Raw genomic sequence first — 18,722 nt, forward strand, 5'->3', positions numbered from 1 at the left:
CGGTCTTGCGGGACTTTTTTCACCGATTGTTGAACTGATGACAGCGCTTCCTAAACGAATAGCCGTCATGAGAAACTAGCGTGCCCTGGAAACCAGCCACAGGACGACAAAGTGCAACCGGATATCTCCGTTAAACACCTGAACAAGACCTACGGTGATGGCTTTCGAGCCCTGAAAGACATCAATCTGGACATCGAACATGGCGAGATCTTCGCCCTACTCGGCCCCAACGGCGCCGGCAAAACCACGCTGATCAGTATCATCTGCGGCATTGTGAACCTCACTTCTGGTCAAGTCACAGCAGGTGGTTTTGATATCGTGAAAGACTATCGCCAGGCGCGAAAAACCATTGGTCTGGTGCCCCAGGAGCTGAACACCGATTCCTTTGAGACGGTTTGGGACACGGTCTCTTTCAGCCGTGGTCTGTTCGGTAAACCGGCTAATCCGGCGCACATCGAACAAGTGCTCAGAGACCTGTCGTTATGGGACAAGCGGGATAACCGGATCATGTCGCTGTCCGGCGGCATGAAACGGCGTGTCATGATTGCCAAAGCGCTGTCTCACGAACCTCAGATACTGTTTCTGGATGAACCCACGGCCGGTGTCGATGTGGAGTTGCGCCGTGATATGTGGAATATGGTGCGCAAATTGCGGGAGAGCGGCGTCACCATCATCCTGACGACGCACTACATCGAAGAAGCCGAGGAAATGGCCGATCGCATCGGCGTGATCCGACAGGGTGAAATCATCCTTGTGGAAGAAAAGACCAGCCTGATGAGCAAGCTTGGCAAGAAAGAGCTCAGGCTCCAGCTTCAGGCACCTCTCGAAAAAATACCGGGCGAGTTAACCCTCGAGCCTGTCGAGCTGTCCAGTGACGGCTACGAGCTGATTTACTCCTTCGATTCTCAGGAAGAGCAGGCTGGCGTGGCGCGGCTCCTGCGCATGCTGGGTGACATCGGTATCGAATACCGAGACCTGCGAACCCGTGAGAGCTCTCTCGAAGACATTTTTGTTGGCCTGGTCCACGAATAACCCAAACCTTTCAGGAGCCCTACCGTCATGAACCTTCATGGTGTGAGCGCAATCTATCGATTCGAAATGGCGCGTATGCGCCGAACGCTGATGCAGAGCGTGGCGTCGCCCGTTATCTCGACCTGCCTGTATTTCGTGGTGTTCGGTTCGGCGATCGGCAGCCGTATGGGCGATATCGACAACATCAGCTACGGTGCCTACATCATTCCCGGCCTGGTGATGCTGTCGCTGCTGATGCAGAGCATTTCCAACGCATCGTTTGGCATTTATATGCCCAAATTTTCCGGCACCATCTACGAAGTTCTCTCGGCGCCCGTCTCCTATGTGGAAGTTGTCCTGGGCTACGTCGGCGCTGCGGCCACCAAGTCGGTGATTCTCGGCATTATCATACTGCTGACTGCCAAGCTGTTTGTTAACTATGACGTGCTGCATCCCTTCTGGATGTTTGGTTTTCTGGTGCTCACCGCCATAACGTTCAGCCTGTTTGGATTCATCATCGGAATCTGGGCAGACGGCTTTGAAAAACTTCAGATTGTCCCGCTGATGATTGTGACGCCGCTGGTGTTTCTGGGTGGAACTTTCTACTCCATCAACATGCTGCCCGAGATCTGGCAGACCATCAGTCTGTTCAACCCGGTGGTGTATCTGATCAGCGGATTTCGCTGGGCATTTTACGGCGTCTCGGATGTGCACGTGGGCATCAGTGTGGCCATGACGTTCTTCTTCCTGACCGCCTGCATGGTGGGTGTATGGTGGATTTTCAAGACGGGTTACAGGCTGCGCTCATGAGGCTGGCTAAAGCAGCTTTGAGCCTAATCGCAGCGATGTCATTCAGCGTTGCTGCGCAGCCAGTACCTGCCTGCTTCCTGTCACTGACAGGTGACCGTCATGCGGTGAGCCTGGAAATTGCCCGAACACCCGCGGAGCGTCGGCAAGGCCTCATGGGGCGCGAGAGCCTGAAAACCGGCCATGGGATGCTTTTCATCTATCCCTCAGTGAACAAATCCAGTAGAGGCTTCTGGATGCGCAATACCCTGATCCCATTGGATATTGCTTACCTGGGTTCAAACAAGCGAGTGGCATCCATCCGTCACATGGAACCCTGCATTGCTGAATCGGACGCTGATTGCCCCATTTATTCCGCTGGCGTGCCTTATCAGTATGCTGTGGAGATGAATGCTGGCTTTTTCGACAAGCTCAACATCAAACCTGGCTACCAACTGTTGTGGGGGTCAGAGGCGCAGGTGTGCCATCAAGCTGAGCAAAGTCAGTGAACAGATCTTCAAGCGGCATGGGTCGACCAATTCCGTAGCCCTGTCCGTAATCGACGCCCAACTCCGTCAGAACCGCTAGAATACGGTCATTCTCGACATACTCGGCAACCGTCGTCAGGTTCATTTCAGAGGCCACATCACAGATCGCTTTTACCATGTGGCGATCCGTGTCATTGGTGTCTATCTGCCGCACAAACACGCCGTCAATCTTCAAGGTATCGAACTGAAAAGACCTGAGATAATCAAAGGTGGCCAACCCGGTTCCGAAGTCGTCAAGCGACACTGCGCAACCAAAACTACGCAATTTATCAATGAGGGATCTGGCACAGTCACGGCTCAGAATTTGTTGGGTTTCAGTCACTTCAAACCCGATTTTCTCCGGTGGAACGCCCGTCTGTTCGAACACCTCGGCGATATAGTCGATGACGTCGTCGGAGGACAAAGTCGCACCTGCCAGATTGATCGAACATTTCTCGGTTGCAGCCATCCACTTGGGGTTAGCGGCCAGAAATTCGAGTGTTTTGCGAATAACCCAGTAATCAATCTGTCGCATCAAGCCATGGGATTCGGCGATGGGCATAAAGCTGGCCGGGCTTAGAATTTGCCCATCAGGATCTCGCAGGCGAACCAGAATCTCGTAATGCAAGGCGGAGCTTTTGTCGCCAAGCCCACAGATAGGCTGCGCGAATAGCACCAGTTGATCCCCGGAGAATGCTTCTTTGAGCATTTCCAGGCGTTGGGTTCGGCTACGGCGTTCCTGAATCAGGCTTTGTAGATCCTCTACTACCTGAATGCGTGGCAGCTTGTCACGAGCCTGCCTTGCCGCCATCGTGGCTGCACTCAGATATCGATCAGGATTTCCGAGCGAGCCATCGATCTCAACCGCACCGATAGCGACCCTGACCCTCGTCTGCTGGTGCTCTGTGAAAAAGACCTGGTTATCAAACGCCTGGTAAATGTGGTCAAGATCCTGTTGAAGCCTCGCTGGTGTCGATGAAGGCAAGATCAGACCAAACACGCCCTTGCCCAATCTAGCCGGGCTGGCGTCTGCCCCCATTGTGCTCATTAGGCGGGCTACCAGGGCGCTTTCAAGTTGTCGGGCTGCTCGATAACCCATCAGGTCTTCGACCGGGTCGAAATCCAGGAACCGCAAATTAACGAGCCAGGCGCAGGTCTGTTGCTCAATCTCCGTCTGAACCAGGCGTGAAAATGCCCGGTCATTGTTCAGCCCGCTTACAAAATCTGTGTAAGCCTGCTCGCGGAACTTTGCAATCATCTGGCGGCGTCCGTAAGTCATAGTACCGATCACCTGAACCAGTACCGTCAGGCCGGCAAGCGAAAGCAGTGTTCTGACGGTTTCACCAATCGAAGTGATTTGAGGAAGACCACCGAGCCCGTTCAGGCTGAATACCACGAAGATCGACGCAAAAACCGGCAGCACAACCAGCACAGAGGGGCTTCGGGCCACCAGAACAAACCAGCAAAGCGCGGGAAAGAAACAAAAGCCAAGAGCCGCAGCGTAGGTGCGATCCAACAGGACCTGGGGCGCCACCAGCACCATGATAAACAGAATTGCGACAGTGCCGTACCATAGGGAAATTCGGCGGGTACGGGCGTCGCTTACCCATTCGGAAACAAATTGTGCGGGTTGTTTCAGAAAGAAGTAGGCCAGAGGCGCAAACAGCAAAAGCCCCATTGCTTCAAGCAACCAATACACAAGGAACAGATCGTAGAAAGCGAAGTCATCCTGGCCGAGATCTCCAAAGTAAAAGCCGGCGGCGCCCATGAGTGCGCTGATCGTGGCCGACAGTATGCCAGCACGGATGTAAAGATTGCGGCGCCAGTGATCACCCCGCTCACCCACACCAGACTGCATTTCCGACCTGATGATTAACCACAGAGCCCCATAGATCCCCACACCCTGGGCGATGGGAAGGTAAAGCGCGGTGGCAAGCGACGCTTCTTGCAGGACGAACAGCCAGGCCGCCAAAGCCAAACAAGAGACAACCAGTGCCGGCAATCCGAGAATCAACGTTGCCCCGAATATCACACCGCCCGGAGGCCAGATAAGGGAAATAGGCAGGCTTTCTACGGTGAGGTATCGCGACAGATCGGCCAGCACTACCACCGTGATTGCGAGGATTAGATAATCCCTTGCCTGGATCAGCCTGAATGTGGCTCTGCTCGAAATCAACGTCGCTTCCTGTTCGTCTTCCTAACATGGGTACAATACGAAGCGATCGTGATACGGTTTGCCCGCCTACCGGGATTGCGTCTGAGTTCTGCGAACCAGTGCCACTTTAACCCTCAATATGCCCTACACTAGCGAGGCAATACTTGCTCCGGAGACCAATTGGAACAAACACACCTTAAAGGACTGGGCATCGCCGCCCTCGGCGTGCTGTTTATCCTGCCAGACGCCCTGCTGGTAAAAATCACCTCTGTGGAGCCGGTGATTTTCCTGTTCTGGCGTGGTCTTATGCTGGCCAGCAGCTTCCTGTTAATTAGCGCCGTCCGTTATCGTGGACGTCTGGTGGGCGAAATCCGCAAATGCGGCCTCAAAGGGCTGTACTGCGCAGTGGCCTTTTCACTCAGTACGCTTGGCTTTGTGATGGGCATGAAGAATACCGCAGCCGGTAACGTGCTGGTTATCCTGAACATGGCCCCCATGATTGCCGCGTTGATTGCCTGGGCCATATGGAAAGAGACCCTGCCCTGGCGCACCTGGGTGGTCATTATCGTGTGCGTCGCGGGCGCCACCCTCATGGCCATCAGTGAATGGGGCCGCGGCGACCCTATCGGCTTGATCATGGCCGGCGTGGCCGCCACAGCACTGGCCACGAATCTCAATGTCGCCCGTTCAAAACCTGAAGCGGATATGAGCGTCATGCTTATATTTGGCGCGGCCCTGGTCGCAGTCGTGGCCGCCATGTTGGGAGGCGCCGTCATCCCCTCAACGCGGGACCTGCTATTCATCGCCCTGCTCTGCCTGGTATTCCTGCCGGTATCAAGCATCCTCATACAGACTGCTCCACGATACATACCGGCTGCCGAAGTCAGCCTGATGTTGTTGATGGAAACCGTCTTCGGGTCGCTGCTGGTGTGGATTTTCCTGGGTGAAGTGCCGCCCGAAATGAGCTTTGTGGGAGGGACTATTGTCTTTACTGCGTTGGCAGTACACGGGTGGCTGGAAGTAAGGCGGTATCGCAAATCCAGGAAGGTCAGCTTCTACTAACGAGGTTCGATGAACGGACACTTACAAATGGTCTGCGAATCAGGTCATTGTTTTGTAGAAACTACCCCTATTTCGAGTTAAATTAACAGAGAGCCCAATAGAGACATGGCATATGCGCAGGATTTCAAAGCGTGTGTCCTATGCAGCTGGCAGCGGGTCAACAGTACAGCACCTGCATAAGGGAACCAATGCTCATGCTGCATTCCTCCACGTTCGTGTGGATGGATGTTGGCTTAGTTCGTCTTCCGATTCTGGCTCTGCGCAATCATCGAAACCAAGGCCTGTTGCAGGCGCCTTGCGTCGTAGCTCGGTGTTGGCAGACTTTATCCATCATAAGCGGGCTCTGCGTTGCCGGGTATTACCTCGTCTGTCTCGAGATTACCTCACGCCTCTTTTGCTGCCTGACGGCAGTTATATTTCTGCAGAATCCTTCAGAGTGGGCGTCCACGAGGACGTTATCCGTCTTTTCACGGGAAAAGCGGAATCCAAGGCAAAGAGCGCCATTCCGGAAAGCAACCGAGTGCAGCTTGGTGCTCTTTCCCATGTGGCGCCCATGGGCCTGTTGCAGATTGATTTAACATGGAATTCGGTTTACGTAAACGAGAATTTCTGCAAATTGGCAGGGCTAAGCGCCGATGAAATGTCGGGACGCCAGTGGGTGCGAGCTATCCACCCGGAAGATGCGGAAAGAACTCTGACCGACATGCACGAAGCGTTTCTTTCGCTTACCACGTTTAAGGGGGAATTTCGGATTCGTACCCCCCTTGGTGAGTCGCTTTGGGTATTCTGCACAGCAACACCCGTGCGTACGCAACCCAGCGGAGTCACTTACCTTCTGGTAGTTCAGGACATTTCCCTATTGCACGAGGCCCAGCAAAAACTGCGCAGCCTCGCCCATTTTGATCCGTTAACCAAACTTGCCAACCGCGCGTTGCTGGATGAACGTCTTGCTAATGCCTGCGCCCGTGCCAAACGAGGCGCAAAACTGGCGGTTTTGTTTGTGGATCTGGACGGTTTTAAAATCGTCAATGACAGTTACGGACACCGTGTGGGCGACGAACTCCTCAAAACCGTGGCTCACCGGCTGCAGTTATGCGTTCGCGAAGAAGACACTATTGCCCGCACCGGCGGGGATGAATTCATCATCATTCTGGAAGATATGCGGTTCCCAAGCGATGCCATGAAAGTGGCAGAGCACATCCTGGACAGCCTGAGCCGCCCGACCCATATTGATGGCGAACCACAGATTGTCACTGCGAGTATCGGTATTTCGCTACCTGATGCCAACAACGCCAATCCGGATGAAATTATCCGGCAGGCAGACAGTGCGATGTACCATGCCAAGCGCGCTGGCAAGTCCACATACCGCCACTACACTGAGGATGTGTCGAAATCCGCCGAGCGTCATCTTTCGCTGGTGCGGGAGTTACGTGCGGCGTCGGTTGAAACCGATTTCTGCCTGTATTTTCAGCCGCAATACGATACAGCCAAGGGCAATCTGATAGGGCATGAAGCACTTTTGCGTTGGCAGCGCGACAACGGCGAATGGGTATCTCCGTCAGAATTCGTCCCCATACTTGAGCAGACTCACCTCATCCATGACATCAGTGAATGGGTATTTGAACAGGCTTTCAGCGCCCACTATCAGTGGTTGCGTGAGGGTCGTATAGGGCGTGATGTTCATATATCGATCAATCTCTCGCCCCAGTTGTTCCTGCGCAGCAGCGTGGCCTCCCAGCTTAGCCGCTACTTGCGCCGTTACAGACTAGAACCCAGCATGCTTGTGGCAGAAATTACGGAATCGGTTTTGCTGGATGAGCGACTCACGAACGTTTATGGCGACCTGAAACAGCTTTCGAAATTGGGTATCAGGCTATCATTGGACGATTTCGGCACCGGCTTCTCCTCGCTTCATTATCTCAAACGGTTTCCAATCAACCAGGTGAAGATCGACAAAACCTTCGTCAAGGATATTTTTGAGGATACGAATGACGCGGGCATTATCGCTGCCATTCTTCATCTCGCAAGCGCTCTCGATCTGGAAGTCGTGGCGGAAGGTGTTGAAAATGCTGAAACCTCGGACTACCTGTTGGCTCAGGGATGTACGCTTCAGCAGGGCTTCTTTCTTGGGCGGCCAGATCCTCACCCTGCCTCAATAATTCTTCCCGAATTCGAACGAAAGTGCCAGAACTAGTATGTAGGATGATACGTCATGAATGACGAACAGAAGCCAGAGGTCTCACCGCCACCGTTTGAAGAACTGGGAGACAAAGCTGATTATCCTCGCGTCGTGGGAATAGGGGCGTCTGCGGGCGGGCTCGAGGCGCTGCAGACTCTGCTGGAACAATTGCCGGACGATACCGGCGCAGCGTTTGTCATTACGCAGCACCTGTCAGCAGAATACAAAAGCTATATGGACGAAATACTGGCCAGGCGCACGACGATGCCGGTACGGATTGTTCAGGAACGGGAATCGATTCAGCCGAATACGGTGTACCTGAACGCGCCAAAATATGCCCTGAGTATCGTCGACGGCCATATAGAACCTGTTGTTCTGGATCAGGCAGACCTTCACAACCCCATTGATTTGCTGTTCTCGTCACTCGCCGAAGCCAGAGCCAGGGCAGACAGCGCCATTGTTGTGGTTTTATCCGGTACCGGTAGCGACGGCACCAGAGGGGCACGAATAGCCAAGGACGCGGGGGGGCTAGTGATTGTCCAGGACCCGATGGACGCCAAGTTTGATGGCATGCCCAACAGCGTCATACAGGCAGGACTCGCTGATATCACCATGGATGCGGGTTCAATTGGAGAGTTGCTGGGGCAGCTTCTGCGACATCCGTTAATGACAAATGATAATTCCATTAAGCAGCAGATTGCGACTCAAGACGATCTCGTACTGCGGATCTTCTGGCTACTGAAGCGGCGGTGGGACGTCGACTTTACGGCTTACAAACCTTCCACCATTGCCCGTCGGCTAGAGCGCCGAATTGCGCTGTCCAATATGGACTCGTTGCAGGAATATTTTGAATTTTTGCAAAGTAACACTCCGGAGGTGGACCGGCTGCGAAATGATTTGCTGATTGGTACGACCCAGTTTTTTCGCGACGTCGATGGGTTTGATTACTTAAGACACAAACTGCTCCCAGAAATGATTGCCCGAAAACACCGTGAACAATCAGAGCCACTTCGAATCTGGTCTGTCGGTTGCTCTACGGGTGAAGAAGCCTACGCACTGACAATCATTGCTCTCGAGGCCATGGAAGAAGCCGAAGTTGCCCTACCGCTCAAGGTGTTTGCCACTGATATTGATCCTGCAGCCATCCGCCGCGCCGCAGCGGCAGCGTACTCCCCGTCAATCCTTGCCGATGTCAGCGAGGAAAGACTGCAACGCTATTTCCATCAGACGGACGGGAATTACACCGTACGAAAAGACGTTCGACAAAATGTGGTCTTTTCAACTCACAATGTCCTGGCAGATCCGCCCTTCTCTAACATCGACCTGTGTGTCTGTCGCAATGTTCTGATCTATCTGACGACACCAACCCAACGTCGGGCTCTTTCGCTGATGCATTTTGCCCTACGGGATAACGGTATTCTGTTTCTCGGTAGCTCTGAATCCCTGGGCGAGCTTACGGGATATTTCTCGGTGGAGAACGAAAGCGAGAAACTCTTCCGTAAGCGGGGAGCTCAGCGCATACCGGTGGAAATGGGGCAGACCCGTCCTAATGACAGGTATAGCAACCAGGCCGGCACTCTTGCTCCACTGGTGCGCCATCGGCAGCCAGGGATCTCTACCCACTCCAACATGTCTTCAGTGCTGAATTATCTGGCAAATACCTATGCGCCGCCGACGATTGCGATCGATGAGAGTTATCAGGCGTTTCACAGCTTCGGAGATACAACTCCCTACACCTGCAAACCCAAGCCTGGGGTTGTGGACTTCAAGATCGATAGTTTGCTGATCGATGAACTTAGAATCCCTGTACTCAACGCCCTGAGCAGTTTCGAAAATGACTCAAAAGACATCAAAGTGGAAAACGTGCCCCTCTCTACCAATGGGAAAACCCGACCAGTAACGGTTCACATTCACCAGATTGGCGCCGAACGGGCGTACAGCCGGAACGCCCTTTTGGTTTCCTTTCTCGAACCCGAAGACACCGACGCATCAGCACTGGCCAGTGTCGACGCTAAGCCTTTTGACCACGAAGCGCAGTCGCTAGCCAGGATCAGACAGCTGGAGACCGAACTTCGTGACAATAAAGAGGAGTTGGAATCCTCAACTCACGATTTGGAAACAACGAACGAGGAACTTCAGAGCACCAACGAAGAGCTGATGACTGCGAACGAAGAACTGCAAAGCACCAACGAGGAGCTGCAGTCGGTCAATGAAGAGCTACACACGATAAACAGCGAATACCAGAACAAAATCATTGACCTGGTCGAGGCACAGAACGACATTGATAAGCTTCTCGAAATGACCCACCAGGCGGTTATCTTTCTCAATTCCGATCTACAAATACGGCGCTTCAGTAGTATCGTGAAGACTATGATCAATCTATTGGATCAGGACATCGGTCGTTCAATTTATGATGTCACCCACCAATTCGTTGATATGGACCTTTATAGCGTTGTTAAACAAGTCCACGCCTCGGGTGAGCCTCATCTGGAGACCACGAAAACCACGGACAACCGTCTGATTAAAGTGCATGTGCGTCCCTATATCACTATTGAGGGTCAAAGCGAAGGATTGATTCTGTCGTTGATTCAGTTAGATGCACCGTGAAAAAGATCGCGGGGCCTACCACGGCTTGCCCGTGCTCGAATTCAAGTGATTATCTATATCGGATGCTTCCAAAATTCGGAAGATCAAAGCCCCTCGGCGAACAATGCCTTTGCTTGCTGCAAGAAAGTATTTCAAGAATTTTATTTTAAATTAGTGCCTTGCAGGCATTTTTGACGGGAATGATGGTGCCCGGGGCCGGACTTGAACCGGCACGACCTAACGGTCAACAGATTTTAAGTCTGTAGTGTCTACCAATTTCACCACCCGGGCATCGGAGGGAACTGACAGCAGATTGCGGGGCGGAATTGTATAAGGCCGCGCCACGTAACGCAATTGGCAAACCGGCACTCTTCTCTTTTATAGCCTCTGTCGAAGCTTTCGGACCGGGACTGTCGCCATGTTTCATAGAGTGGGCGTATTCCAATATCTCCTTCATGCCGATGCATAAAAGCCAGCATCAGAAGAGTGGATAACAGGCACTAGTTACGAAAGCTGCCCTAGCTTTCTTTAGTCGCACGCCCCTTGTACACATAACCTGCAATTCTCGGCGCTTTTGGAATATACAGGTTCTCCAGTTCAACAATCGTAAAACCAGCATCGCGGATCAAATCGGCAATCCGTCGGTTCAGGTGACAGCCACCGGCTAGCTTTTTCCAACCCGGAGTGATCCGGTGTTGCCATTTACAAACACCCTCGTCTGGGGACTCCCCATGCTCCAGGAACAGCAGTTCGCCGCCTGGCTTGAGGACCCTGCGCATTTCAAGCAACGCTTGATGGGCGTCAGGAATGGTGCAAAGGGTGAACGTCAGCAACACCGTGTCAACTGAGCTATCCGCCAATGGAATTTTCTCACCGGGCAGATCCAGCCATTCCACCTTGATCGGCGACTTGGCCAGATTGGCTGCGGCCTTTCGGCGCATTCCGTGAGATGGCTCCAGGCCATACACAAGGTCTACTTGATCTGGTCTATAGAACTCCAGGTTGATCGCAGAACCGATGCCTACTTCCAGTACCCGGCCTTTTGCTCGTGGAACCACTTGGCTGCGCAGCTTCATGACTTGGCCCATAGAGCAGGCACAGTCAATGATATGAGGCAGTACGCTGTTTTCGTAAAAGCTCATAAGTGAGCCCTGTCCGCATTGCGGTGGAAGGAAGAGGTTGGTCAGCCCGGCTCACGGGCCGGATGCCCTACCGGGCTCCGACCGCGTGATTCACCCGGCAGGTTATCCGAAGGGTTAGCTGGTTTCGAGAACCTCGAATGTCAGCCCGGCCTTGCTGGTCAGGCGATCAAACAGCTTGCCATCCATCAATGAAGACGGTGTCCAGAATCCGCCCGGTTTATCTGCCATATCGAACGCCAGGCAAGCGCCTGCCTCGCCCAACATTTTGGACGTGGAACCGTAGCCCGGATCCCGGTCGCCAACCACCTTGGTTTTGATCGTCTTGCCATCTTCAGTTTTACCCACGAACCGCAGGTCATAGTATCCTGCTTCCTGTACTTCCGGGCTGGGGCCTTCGCCGGGCTTGGGAACGAACTTCTCTACTACCCAGCGGGATGGCTTGAACGCCGATGCGGTGACAAAACCACCCAATGCAGCGGTGACACCGTAAGCCGTCAGGCGACCCTGCAGGCCACGGCCAACGATCATGGCTTCGTCGTAGGTGAATTCCTTGCCATAGCGGGCATCCTGCAGCGCATTAGAGCGGTGAACGATACGGTTGTTGATCGCACTCATCACAAACGGAGCCAACCAGACATCAAGCTCTTTGTCGTGTTGAGCCCCTTTGATATTGGGCTGACGGACTTCAGAGCGATGGCCCTCGGGGCAAATGGAGAACGGATTGGCCATTTCCTTGCGCAACGCAGGATCGGCGGCCGCTTCTTTCACGGCGTTGACCAGACTGGCTACCGTACCGCCGGAGAACTCGCCTTTTGCCGCTTTCACACGCATGCGGACATCCCGGCAAGGCTTGCCAAAGGTCTGCTCCGCCTGCTGCTGAAGGAACCACACGCCCATATCAGAGGGGATAGAGTCGAAGCCACAGCTATGGACAATACGCGCACCGGAGGATTTGGCCGTGTCCTCGTATTTATCGACCATTTTGCGAATCCACTGCACTTCACCGGTCAGATCGCAGTAATCGGTGCCTGTTTCCGCGCAGACTTTCACCAGCGGCTCCCCATAGAGGGCATAGGGCCCAACGGTGGATATGACCACACGGGTCTGGTCACACAGGGCTTTCAGCGCAGATTCGTCAGAAGCGTCAGCGACGATCACCGGCAACTCAGAGCCGTCTTTTCCGAGATCCGATTTCAGCGTCTGCAGTTTGGATTCGGAACGGCCGCCAATGGCCCACTTCAGATCCTTGCCAGTGCCGTAGGTCTTTAACAAGTATTTGGTCAGTATCTGGCCCACGAAACTGGTGGCGCCAAACACGACGATATCGTAGGTTGTGTCCGTTTTATCGCTCATTCGTCATCCTTTAGATTCAGTGCATTACTTTGAGTTAGCTTTCTGCGCCGCTCTGGCGCCCATCAATACCAGGAACAAGGCGACACCCAGTCCCCAAAAGCCATTCAGAACCAGACCGCCGGTCCAGGTTTTGGCTGTTACTTCCAGCCCTTTCATCGGAAATACGACGAGCATAGCAACTGCCGTGGGGCCAATGGCACCCACAATCACGTTACCCAGCCAGAAAAACAGCCCGCTCAACCGGCCCAGAATCAGCCACAGCACCATGCCCCATAGTCCGCCAAAAAAGGCCAGCGACAATACGGCGGGAACGCCCAGAGGGGGAACCGGCGCGAGATTGTAAGGCGCAGACGGCACCATACCTGCCAGATAAAAAACCGCAAACAGCCCCTGATGAAATATCAGCGTCGCCAGCAAACCACTGATAAATGCCTTGAACCAGATCATTCGATTTTCCTTATTGGTATTTCCCTGTAAGTTGAGTTCCCGCGTCGCAACGGCCAATCGCTTCAGCCGCAGTTTCACGCACACTGTTTAAAATAACACTTATGTTGATGGAGGTTGTGTTTTGACCATCCTTTTGATCGTAGTAAGCACGATACTCGCATTGATCAGCGCCTGGCTGTTCTGGCAGGTACGCGCTCAAAAAGCCCTTATTGAAGATATCCGACAAGAAAGTCATGGGCCAGATTACAGCCGGGATCCAGAGATGCTACTTACGCTGAAAGTTCTGGATCCGATTGCCGTAGCACGGCGCGAATCGCGTTCCGCCCGGCTTCTGGCAGACCGGATGCCGATTATGGTGACTAAACTTGTATATCAGGAAGTTATGAAGGAATTACAGAAAGAACTTGAAGACAGAGAGATTGCAGTTGTGATGCAACTGGATTATCGATAGGAGACCTATGAACGCTCTACTTGTGTCCAGTTCTATTCTGACCCTCACCTCCGCTGGCCTTCTGGGCCTGGCGATTCCTGCGCATATTTCAAATTACAGGGCGCTGTTACGGTTGCGGGCTGCTCAGCGCCATGCCAACAGCCATGTCCAGAAAAGTCGCCTTGAGCTGATGGAAACACGAAATCGGGCTCGCCTGCTCGAGGATACCGTAAAACAGGGAACCAGTGCCGTTGAAAAGATGCACCAGGCCATCGCCACCACGACCTTCAGTCTTATAGACCACTTTGCGCGGGATGAAGAGTTTCGGGAAAGCGCACGGCGGGCCCGCGACACTCACCATGATACAAGCCGCAAGGTTTATCAGGCGGCACGCACCACCAACAAAGCCATTCACCTGCTTGCAGATTCACTGATTATCAGCCGTAAGGAAAAGAAACTGACAACGCAGGGGCTCCGTAAAGTCAAGAAGCAATAGCCTCACCCGGGTACCCACCCAGGCTGAAAAACGCCCAACAAAAAAGGCACCCGAAGGTGCCTTTTTTCTGATCACTGGACGTTACAGAACTTTCTTGAGTTCCGCTTCCAGCTCAGGTACTGCTTCGAACAGGTCTGCAACCAGGCCGTAGTCCGCTACCTGGAAGATCGGGGCTTCTTCATCCTTGTTGATCGCAGCGATCACCTTGGAGTCACCCATACCCGCTAGGTGCTGGATAGCACCGGAGATCCCTACCGCGATGTACAGCTGCGGCGCGACAATCTTACCAGTCTGGCCTACCTGCATATCGTTCGGGACGAAGCCAGCGTCAACTGCAGCACGGGATGCGCCGATAGCGGCACCCAGCTGGTCAGCAACGCTTTCCAGCATCTTGAAGTTGTCGCCATTCTGCATGCCGCGACCACCGGAAATAACGATGTCAGCGGAGGACAGATCAGGACGGTCAGACTTCGCCAGCTCTTCGCTCACGAATTCTGAAAGGCCAGAGTCCTTGACGATATCCAGAGCTTCGACAGACGCCGCACCACCTTCTGCGGCAACCGGATCAAAGGCAGTCGGACGAACCGTCACGACCTTGATGCTATCGCTCGCCTTCACAGTAGCGATGGCGTTACCTGCGTAAATCGGACGTACAAACGTGTCTTCAGATTCAACACGCATGATGTCTGATACCTGCGCAACGTCGAGCAAGGCAGCGACACGCGGCATGAAATCCTTACCGGTGGTGCCAGCAGACGCCAGGATGTGGCCGTAGCCCTTACCTACTTCGGCGACCAGCTCGGACAGGTTCTCAGCCAGTGTATGGCCATACGCAGCGTTATCTGCAACCAGAACCTTGTTAACACCTTCGGCCTTGGCCGCTGCTTCACCGACAGAACCACAGTTTTCACCGGCGACCAGAATGTCGATATCGCCACCGATGGCTTTAGCCGCAGCAACCACATTCAGCGTGGACTGCTTCAGGCTGCTGTTATCATGATCAGCAATTACAAGGATGCTCATTTAGATCACCTTCGCTTCGTTCTTCAGTTTGTCGACCAGCTCAGCTACGTCACCTACCTTGATACCTGCCTGGCGGGAAGCCGGGGCTTCAACCTTCAGGGTGGTCAGACGAGGTGACACCTCAACGCCCAGATCGGCCGGAGACATGGTGTCCAGTGGCTTCTTCTTAGCCTTCATGATGTTCGGCAGCGAAGCATAACGGGGCTCGTTCAAGCGAAGGTCAGTCGTAACAACCGCTGGCAGCTTCAGGCCAACAGTCATCAGGCCGCCGTCGATTTCACGGGTTACCTGAACCTTTTCGCCGTCAACAACCACTTCCGAAGCGAAAGTGCCCTGACCCATTCCGGTCAGTGCAGCCAGCATCTGGCCAGTCTGGTTGTTGTCAGAATCGATGGACTGCTTGCCAAGAATAACCAGCTTAGGCTCTTCTTTCTCAACAACAGCTTTCAGAAGCTTGGCCGCCTCAAGAGACTGAACTTCTTCATCGGATTCAATGTGGATACCACGGTCAGCGCCGAGTGCGAGAGCGGTACGAATCTGCTCTTGTGCAGCCTTCGGGCCAATGGTTACCACGACGATTTCACTGGCAACGCCCTTTTCTTTCAGGCGAACCGCTTCTTCTACAGCGATTTCACAGAAAGGGTTCATTGCCATTTTCACGTTGGCGAGGTCGACACCGGTGTTGTCCGGCTTAACGCGCACCTTTACGTTGTAGTCAATAACTCGTTTAACAGCGACCAGAACCTTCATAGATTCCTCGTTCTTCATACAATGAGTTTACAATTGAGGACAGCATCAACGTGCAGAGCTGCTGTCTGTCAGGGCGACATAATACTGCCGACAATGGTCAGTGGGGTCAATAGAACAACCGTACTCGCCCTGCTGAGTGAAACAATGCCAAAGCCCGACCCAAATTTCAAACAAACGTTTGTTTGATTTTCGATTTACGGTATCCTCTCATTGACACAAGCTGAGCACTTTCGGGTGGAAGCGGTCGTTTATAAAGCAATTTATCGTTATCATACGGCGTCAAAGATTGCTTCGAGCGCTTCTGAGTAGGCTATCTGGGAAGTGCCCATTGGCACCCAATAAATAGAGATGTTTGAGGAGACCAACGTGGAACGCGAATCGATGGAATTTGATGTTCTGATCGTCGGCGGTGGGCCAGCTGGCCTTTCGGCAGCCTGTCGCATCATGCAGATGGCACAGGAATCTGAACAGGAACTGACTGTCTGTGTGGTGGAAAAAGGCTCGGAAATCGGTGCGCATATTCTGGCCGGCACCGTATTCGAGCCTACGGCACTGAACGAACTGTTCCCTGACTGGAAAGATAAGGGTGCGCCGCTGAATACGCCGGTAACCCGTGACGATATCTTCCTGCTCAAGGGTCAGGACAACGCCAGCAAGATTCCGAACGCGTTCGTCCCCAAGAACATGCACAACCACGGCAACTACATCATCAGCCTGGGCAATCTGTGCCGCTGGCTGGCCGAACAGGCAGAGCAGCTTGGCGTCGAGGTATACCCGGGCTTTGCGGCAGCAGAAACCATCGTTGAAGATGGCCAGGTGAAAGGCATCATCACCGGTGACATGGGCGTGTCCCGCGACGGCTCCGAAAAAGACGGCTACATGCCAGGTATGGAACTGCGCGCCAAGTACACGCTGTTCACCGAAGGCTGCCGCGGTCACCTGGGCAAGCGCCTGATCAACGATTTCAAGTTGGACGAAGGCAAAGACCCGCAGCATTATGGCATTGGCATCAAAGAGCTGTGGGATATCGACCCGTCCAAGCACGAACCCGGCCTGGTCGTACACACCACTGGCTGGCCGCTGAATGAAAGCGGTACCACGGGCGGTTCCTTCCTGTACCACCTGGAAAATGGTCAGGTGTATGTAGGCCTGATTACAGACCTGTCCTACAGCAACCCTCATTTGTCCCCATTTGAGGAATTCCAGCGCCTGAAGACTCATCCCGAGATCAAAAAGCACCTGGAGGGCGGCAAGCGTGTGGCCTACGGTGCGCGAGCTATTACCAAGGGCGGCTTTAACTCATTGCCGAAGATGAGCTTCCCCGGTGGCCTGCTGCTCGGTTGCGATGCTGGTACTCTGAACAGCTCCAAGATCAAAGGCTCTCATACGGCGATGAAGTCCGGTATGCTGGGCGCTGAAGCGGTGTTTGAGGCTCTGAAAGAAGGCAAAGCCGGCGAGGAAATTACCAGCTTTGAAGATCGATTCAAGGACAGCTGGCTGTACAAAGAGCTCTACAACGAGCGTAACTTCAGCCCGGGCATGCACAAGTTCGGTAACTTTGTCGGTGGTGCTATCGCTTACATCGAGCAGAACATCCTGCGCAGCAGTCTGCCGATTACTTTCCACGACACCGTGCCGGACCATGCGACTCTGAAGCCTGCAGATCAGGCCAAAAAGATCGAATACCCGCGCCCGGACAACAAGCTCACGTTTGACCGACTGTCTTCAGTGTTCATTTCGAACACCAACCATGAAGAAGACCAGCCGGTTCATCTGAAGCTTACGAATCCGACTATCCCGTTGGAAGAAAATCTACCCAAGTACAACGAACCGGCACAGAGATACTGCCCTGCGGGCGTGTACGAAGTGGTCGAAAAGGACGACGGCAGTGGTCTGAAATTCCAGATCAACGCGCAGAACTGCGTTCACTGCAAGACCTGCGACATCAAGGACCCGGCTCAGAACATTACCTGGGTAACGCCGGAAGGCGGCGGTGGTCCGAACTACCCGAACATGTAACGCCCGGCCCATTAAAAAGCCCCTCAATCGAGGGGCTTTTTTTGTTCTAACGGATAGGCGAAAGGTCCATTTAAGTCTAGCGAATTTCAAAATAATCAATCGCACCGGAACTATACTTACGGTATCGCAAAACCGGTTGGTTTTTGCTGTATCCAACCTCCTGTTTCAGCTCAGAAGCGAAAGATGGAGGTCTTATGAACATCTCAAGCAAACTGCTTCTCTCCTGTGCCTTATCATTGTCGGCGTCACTGGTATCGGCTGAAAACCATCAGGCGTTGATCGATCAAGCCCGTTCTGCCGCTCCATCAATGGTGAGTTCCAAGGCAACCATCATGTATCAGGGAAAGGTTCTGTCTGAGGGCACCAATGGATGGGTCTGCATGCCAGAGACTATGCCCGGCGACAACTCCCCGATCTGTAACGATGCCACCTGGATGGAAATGCTCCACGCGGTTGGCACCAAAGGACCGTTTGAGGCCAGGGAAATGGGTCTTTCCTACATGTTGGGTGGTGATGGCGGGGTTAGCAACTCCGATCCCTATCACGCTGATCATGCAAACTCAGGCGATTTCATCAAAGAAGGGCCCCACCTGATGCTTATCGTTCCGAAAGCAATGCTTAAAGGGATCACCGACAATCCCCACGCGGGCGGGCCTTATGTGATGTGGAAGGATACACCCTACGCTCACATCATGATTCCGGTTGGTGAACGGGATTAGGAAATGCCCAGCAAGTCCGATGTTCGTTAACAGGCAG

Annotated in this window: 16 protein-coding genes and 1 tRNA gene; 10 read left to right on the forward strand and 7 right to left on the reverse strand. The window is 53.5% G+C overall.

The annotated features are described in order from the left end of the window. Positions 1-111: 111 nt before the first annotated feature. Genes QLQ17_RS09215 through QLQ17_RS09225 form a run of 3 tightly spaced genes read left to right on the forward strand, consistent with a single transcriptional unit; the run spans position 112 to position 2,306 of the window. Positions 112-1,032 carry an ABC transporter ATP-binding protein gene (locus QLQ17_RS09215; RefSeq protein ID WP_283209293.1) on the forward strand — a complete coding sequence of 307 codons (921 nt, stop codon included), beginning with the start codon at positions 112-114 and terminating at the stop codon, positions 1,030-1,032. 27 nt (positions 1,033-1,059) lie between these two features. After that, complete coding sequence (locus QLQ17_RS09220) at positions 1,060-1,821, forward strand: ABC transporter permease (RefSeq protein ID WP_283209294.1); 762 nt, start codon at positions 1,060-1,062, stop codon at positions 1,819-1,821. Continuing rightward, positions 1,818-2,306 (forward strand): DUF192 domain-containing protein, encoded by a 489-nt coding sequence (locus tag QLQ17_RS09225; RefSeq protein ID WP_283209295.1) that lies wholly within the window; start codon positions 1,818-1,820, stop codon positions 2,304-2,306. Before QLQ17_RS09220 ends, QLQ17_RS09225 begins: the two co-directional genes overlap by 4 nt. Here the strand turns inward: QLQ17_RS09225 and QLQ17_RS09230 are convergent. After that, positions 2,236-4,500 (reverse strand): sensor domain-containing phosphodiesterase, encoded by a 2,265-nt coding sequence (locus QLQ17_RS09230; protein WP_283209296.1) that lies wholly within the window; start codon positions 4,498-4,500, stop codon positions 2,236-2,238. The two genes, QLQ17_RS09225 and QLQ17_RS09230, sit on opposite strands and share 71 nt — an antisense overlap. 159 nt (positions 4,501-4,659) lie before the next feature. Between QLQ17_RS09230 and QLQ17_RS09235 the strand changes: the two genes are divergently transcribed. The 3 genes from QLQ17_RS09235 (at position 4,660) to QLQ17_RS09245 (ending at position 10,327) form a co-directional block, all read left to right on the forward strand. Beyond that, the gene (locus tag QLQ17_RS09235) at positions 4,660-5,541 is read left to right on the forward strand and encodes a DMT family transporter (RefSeq protein ID WP_283209297.1); all 882 of its coding nucleotides are present in this window, start codon (positions 4,660-4,662) and stop codon (positions 5,539-5,541) included. A gap of 295 nt (positions 5,542-5,836) precedes the next feature. Beyond that, positions 5,837-7,735 carry a putative bifunctional diguanylate cyclase/phosphodiesterase gene (locus QLQ17_RS09240; RefSeq protein ID WP_283209298.1) on the forward strand — a complete coding sequence of 633 codons (1,899 nt, stop codon included), beginning with the start codon at positions 5,837-5,839 and terminating at the stop codon, positions 7,733-7,735. An 18-nt stretch (positions 7,736-7,753) separates the two neighbouring features. Continuing rightward, entirely contained in the window at positions 7,754-10,327 is a 2,574-nt protein-coding gene (locus QLQ17_RS09245) for a CheR family methyltransferase (RefSeq protein ID WP_283209299.1), read from the forward strand. Between the two features lie 183 nt (positions 10,328-10,510). On the opposite strand, the gene QLQ17_RS09250 is transcribed toward QLQ17_RS09245, so the two are convergent. The 4 genes from QLQ17_RS09250 to QLQ17_RS09265 form a co-directional block, all read right to left on the reverse strand. Continuing rightward, positions 10,511-10,597: transfer RNA gene (locus QLQ17_RS09250), tRNA-Leu, on the reverse strand. A gap of 227 nt (positions 10,598-10,824) precedes the next feature. Beyond that, a complete protein-coding gene (locus QLQ17_RS09255; RefSeq protein ID WP_283209300.1) occupies positions 10,825-11,448 on the reverse strand; it encodes a class I SAM-dependent methyltransferase in 624 nt (207 codons plus the stop codon). Between the two features lie 114 nt (positions 11,449-11,562). Beyond that, entirely contained in the window at positions 11,563-12,801 is a 1,239-nt protein-coding gene (locus QLQ17_RS09260) for a saccharopine dehydrogenase family protein (protein WP_283209301.1), read from the reverse strand. Positions 12,802-12,825: 24 nt separating this feature from the next. Then, a complete protein-coding gene (locus QLQ17_RS09265; protein ID WP_283209302.1) occupies positions 12,826-13,248 on the reverse strand; it encodes a hypothetical protein in 423 nt (140 codons plus the stop codon). 121 nt (positions 13,249-13,369) lie between these two features. On the opposite strand from QLQ17_RS09265, the gene QLQ17_RS09270 reads away from it, so the two are divergent. Then, positions 13,370-13,699 carry a hypothetical protein gene (locus QLQ17_RS09270; RefSeq protein WP_283209303.1) on the forward strand — a complete coding sequence of 110 codons (330 nt, stop codon included), beginning with the start codon at positions 13,370-13,372 and terminating at the stop codon, positions 13,697-13,699. 7 nt (positions 13,700-13,706) lie between these two features. Further along, a complete protein-coding gene (locus QLQ17_RS09275; protein ID WP_283209304.1) occupies positions 13,707-14,174 on the forward strand; it encodes a hypothetical protein in 468 nt (155 codons plus the stop codon). Between the two features lie 81 nt (positions 14,175-14,255). On the opposite strand, the gene QLQ17_RS09280 is transcribed toward QLQ17_RS09275, so the two are convergent. Both QLQ17_RS09280 and QLQ17_RS09285 read right to left on the reverse strand, forming a co-directional pair. Continuing rightward, the gene (locus QLQ17_RS09280; RefSeq protein WP_283209305.1) at positions 14,256-15,197 is read right to left on the reverse strand and encodes an electron transfer flavoprotein subunit alpha/FixB family protein; all 942 of its coding nucleotides are present in this window, start codon (positions 15,195-15,197) and stop codon (positions 14,256-14,258) included. Continuing rightward, positions 15,198-15,947, reverse strand: a complete 750-nt coding sequence (locus QLQ17_RS09285) for an electron transfer flavoprotein subunit beta/FixA family protein (RefSeq protein WP_283209306.1) — start codon at positions 15,945-15,947, stop codon at positions 15,198-15,200. It lies immediately after the preceding gene. A gap of 366 nt (positions 15,948-16,313) precedes the next feature. On the opposite strand from QLQ17_RS09285, the gene QLQ17_RS09290 reads away from it, so the two are divergent. Then, positions 16,314-17,966, forward strand: coding sequence for an electron transfer flavoprotein-ubiquinone oxidoreductase (locus tag QLQ17_RS09290; RefSeq protein ID WP_283209307.1), 1,653 nt, complete (start codon positions 16,314-16,316; stop codon positions 17,964-17,966). A gap of 194 nt (positions 17,967-18,160) precedes the next feature. Next, a complete protein-coding gene (locus tag QLQ17_RS09295) occupies positions 18,161-18,685 on the forward strand; it encodes a hypothetical protein (RefSeq protein WP_283209308.1) in 525 nt (174 codons plus the stop codon). Positions 18,686-18,722: the final 37 nt, after the last annotated feature.

This window comes from Marinobacter sp. CHS3-4, assembly GCF_030053415.1.
Lineage (GTDB): Bacteria > Pseudomonadota > Gammaproteobacteria > Pseudomonadales > Oleiphilaceae > Marinobacter.

Excerpts from the sequence above, each read along its gene's own strand:
- QLQ17_RS09220 (WP_283209294.1), top strand. The coding sequence starts at position 1,060 with ATGAACCTTCATGGTGTGAGCGCAATCTATCGATTCGAAATGGCGCGT.
- QLQ17_RS09225 (WP_283209295.1), top strand. The coding sequence starts at position 1,818 with ATGAGGCTGGCTAAAGCAGCTTTGAGCCTAATCGCAGCGATGTCATTC.
- QLQ17_RS09245 (WP_283209299.1), top strand. The coding sequence starts at position 7,754 with ATGAATGACGAACAGAAGCCAGAGGTCTCACCGCCACCGTTTGAAGAA.
- QLQ17_RS09255 (WP_283209300.1), bottom strand. The coding sequence starts at position 11,448 with ATGAGCTTTTACGAAAACAGCGTACTGCCTCATATCATTGACTGTGCC.
- QLQ17_RS09260 (WP_283209301.1), bottom strand. The coding sequence starts at position 12,801 with ATGAGCGATAAAACGGACACAACCTACGATATCGTCGTGTTTGGCGCC.
- QLQ17_RS09265 (WP_283209302.1), bottom strand. The coding sequence starts at position 13,248 with ATGATCTGGTTCAAGGCATTTATCAGTGGTTTGCTGGCGACGCTGATA.
- QLQ17_RS09275 (WP_283209304.1), top strand. The coding sequence starts at position 13,707 with ATGAACGCTCTACTTGTGTCCAGTTCTATTCTGACCCTCACCTCCGCT.
- QLQ17_RS09280 (WP_283209305.1), bottom strand. The coding sequence starts at position 15,197 with ATGAGCATCCTTGTAATTGCTGATCATGATAACAGCAGCCTGAAGCAG.
- QLQ17_RS09285 (WP_283209306.1), bottom strand. The coding sequence starts at position 15,947 with ATGAAGGTTCTGGTCGCTGTTAAACGAGTTATTGACTACAACGTAAAG.
- QLQ17_RS09295 (WP_283209308.1), top strand. The coding sequence starts at position 18,161 with ATGAACATCTCAAGCAAACTGCTTCTCTCCTGTGCCTTATCATTGTCG.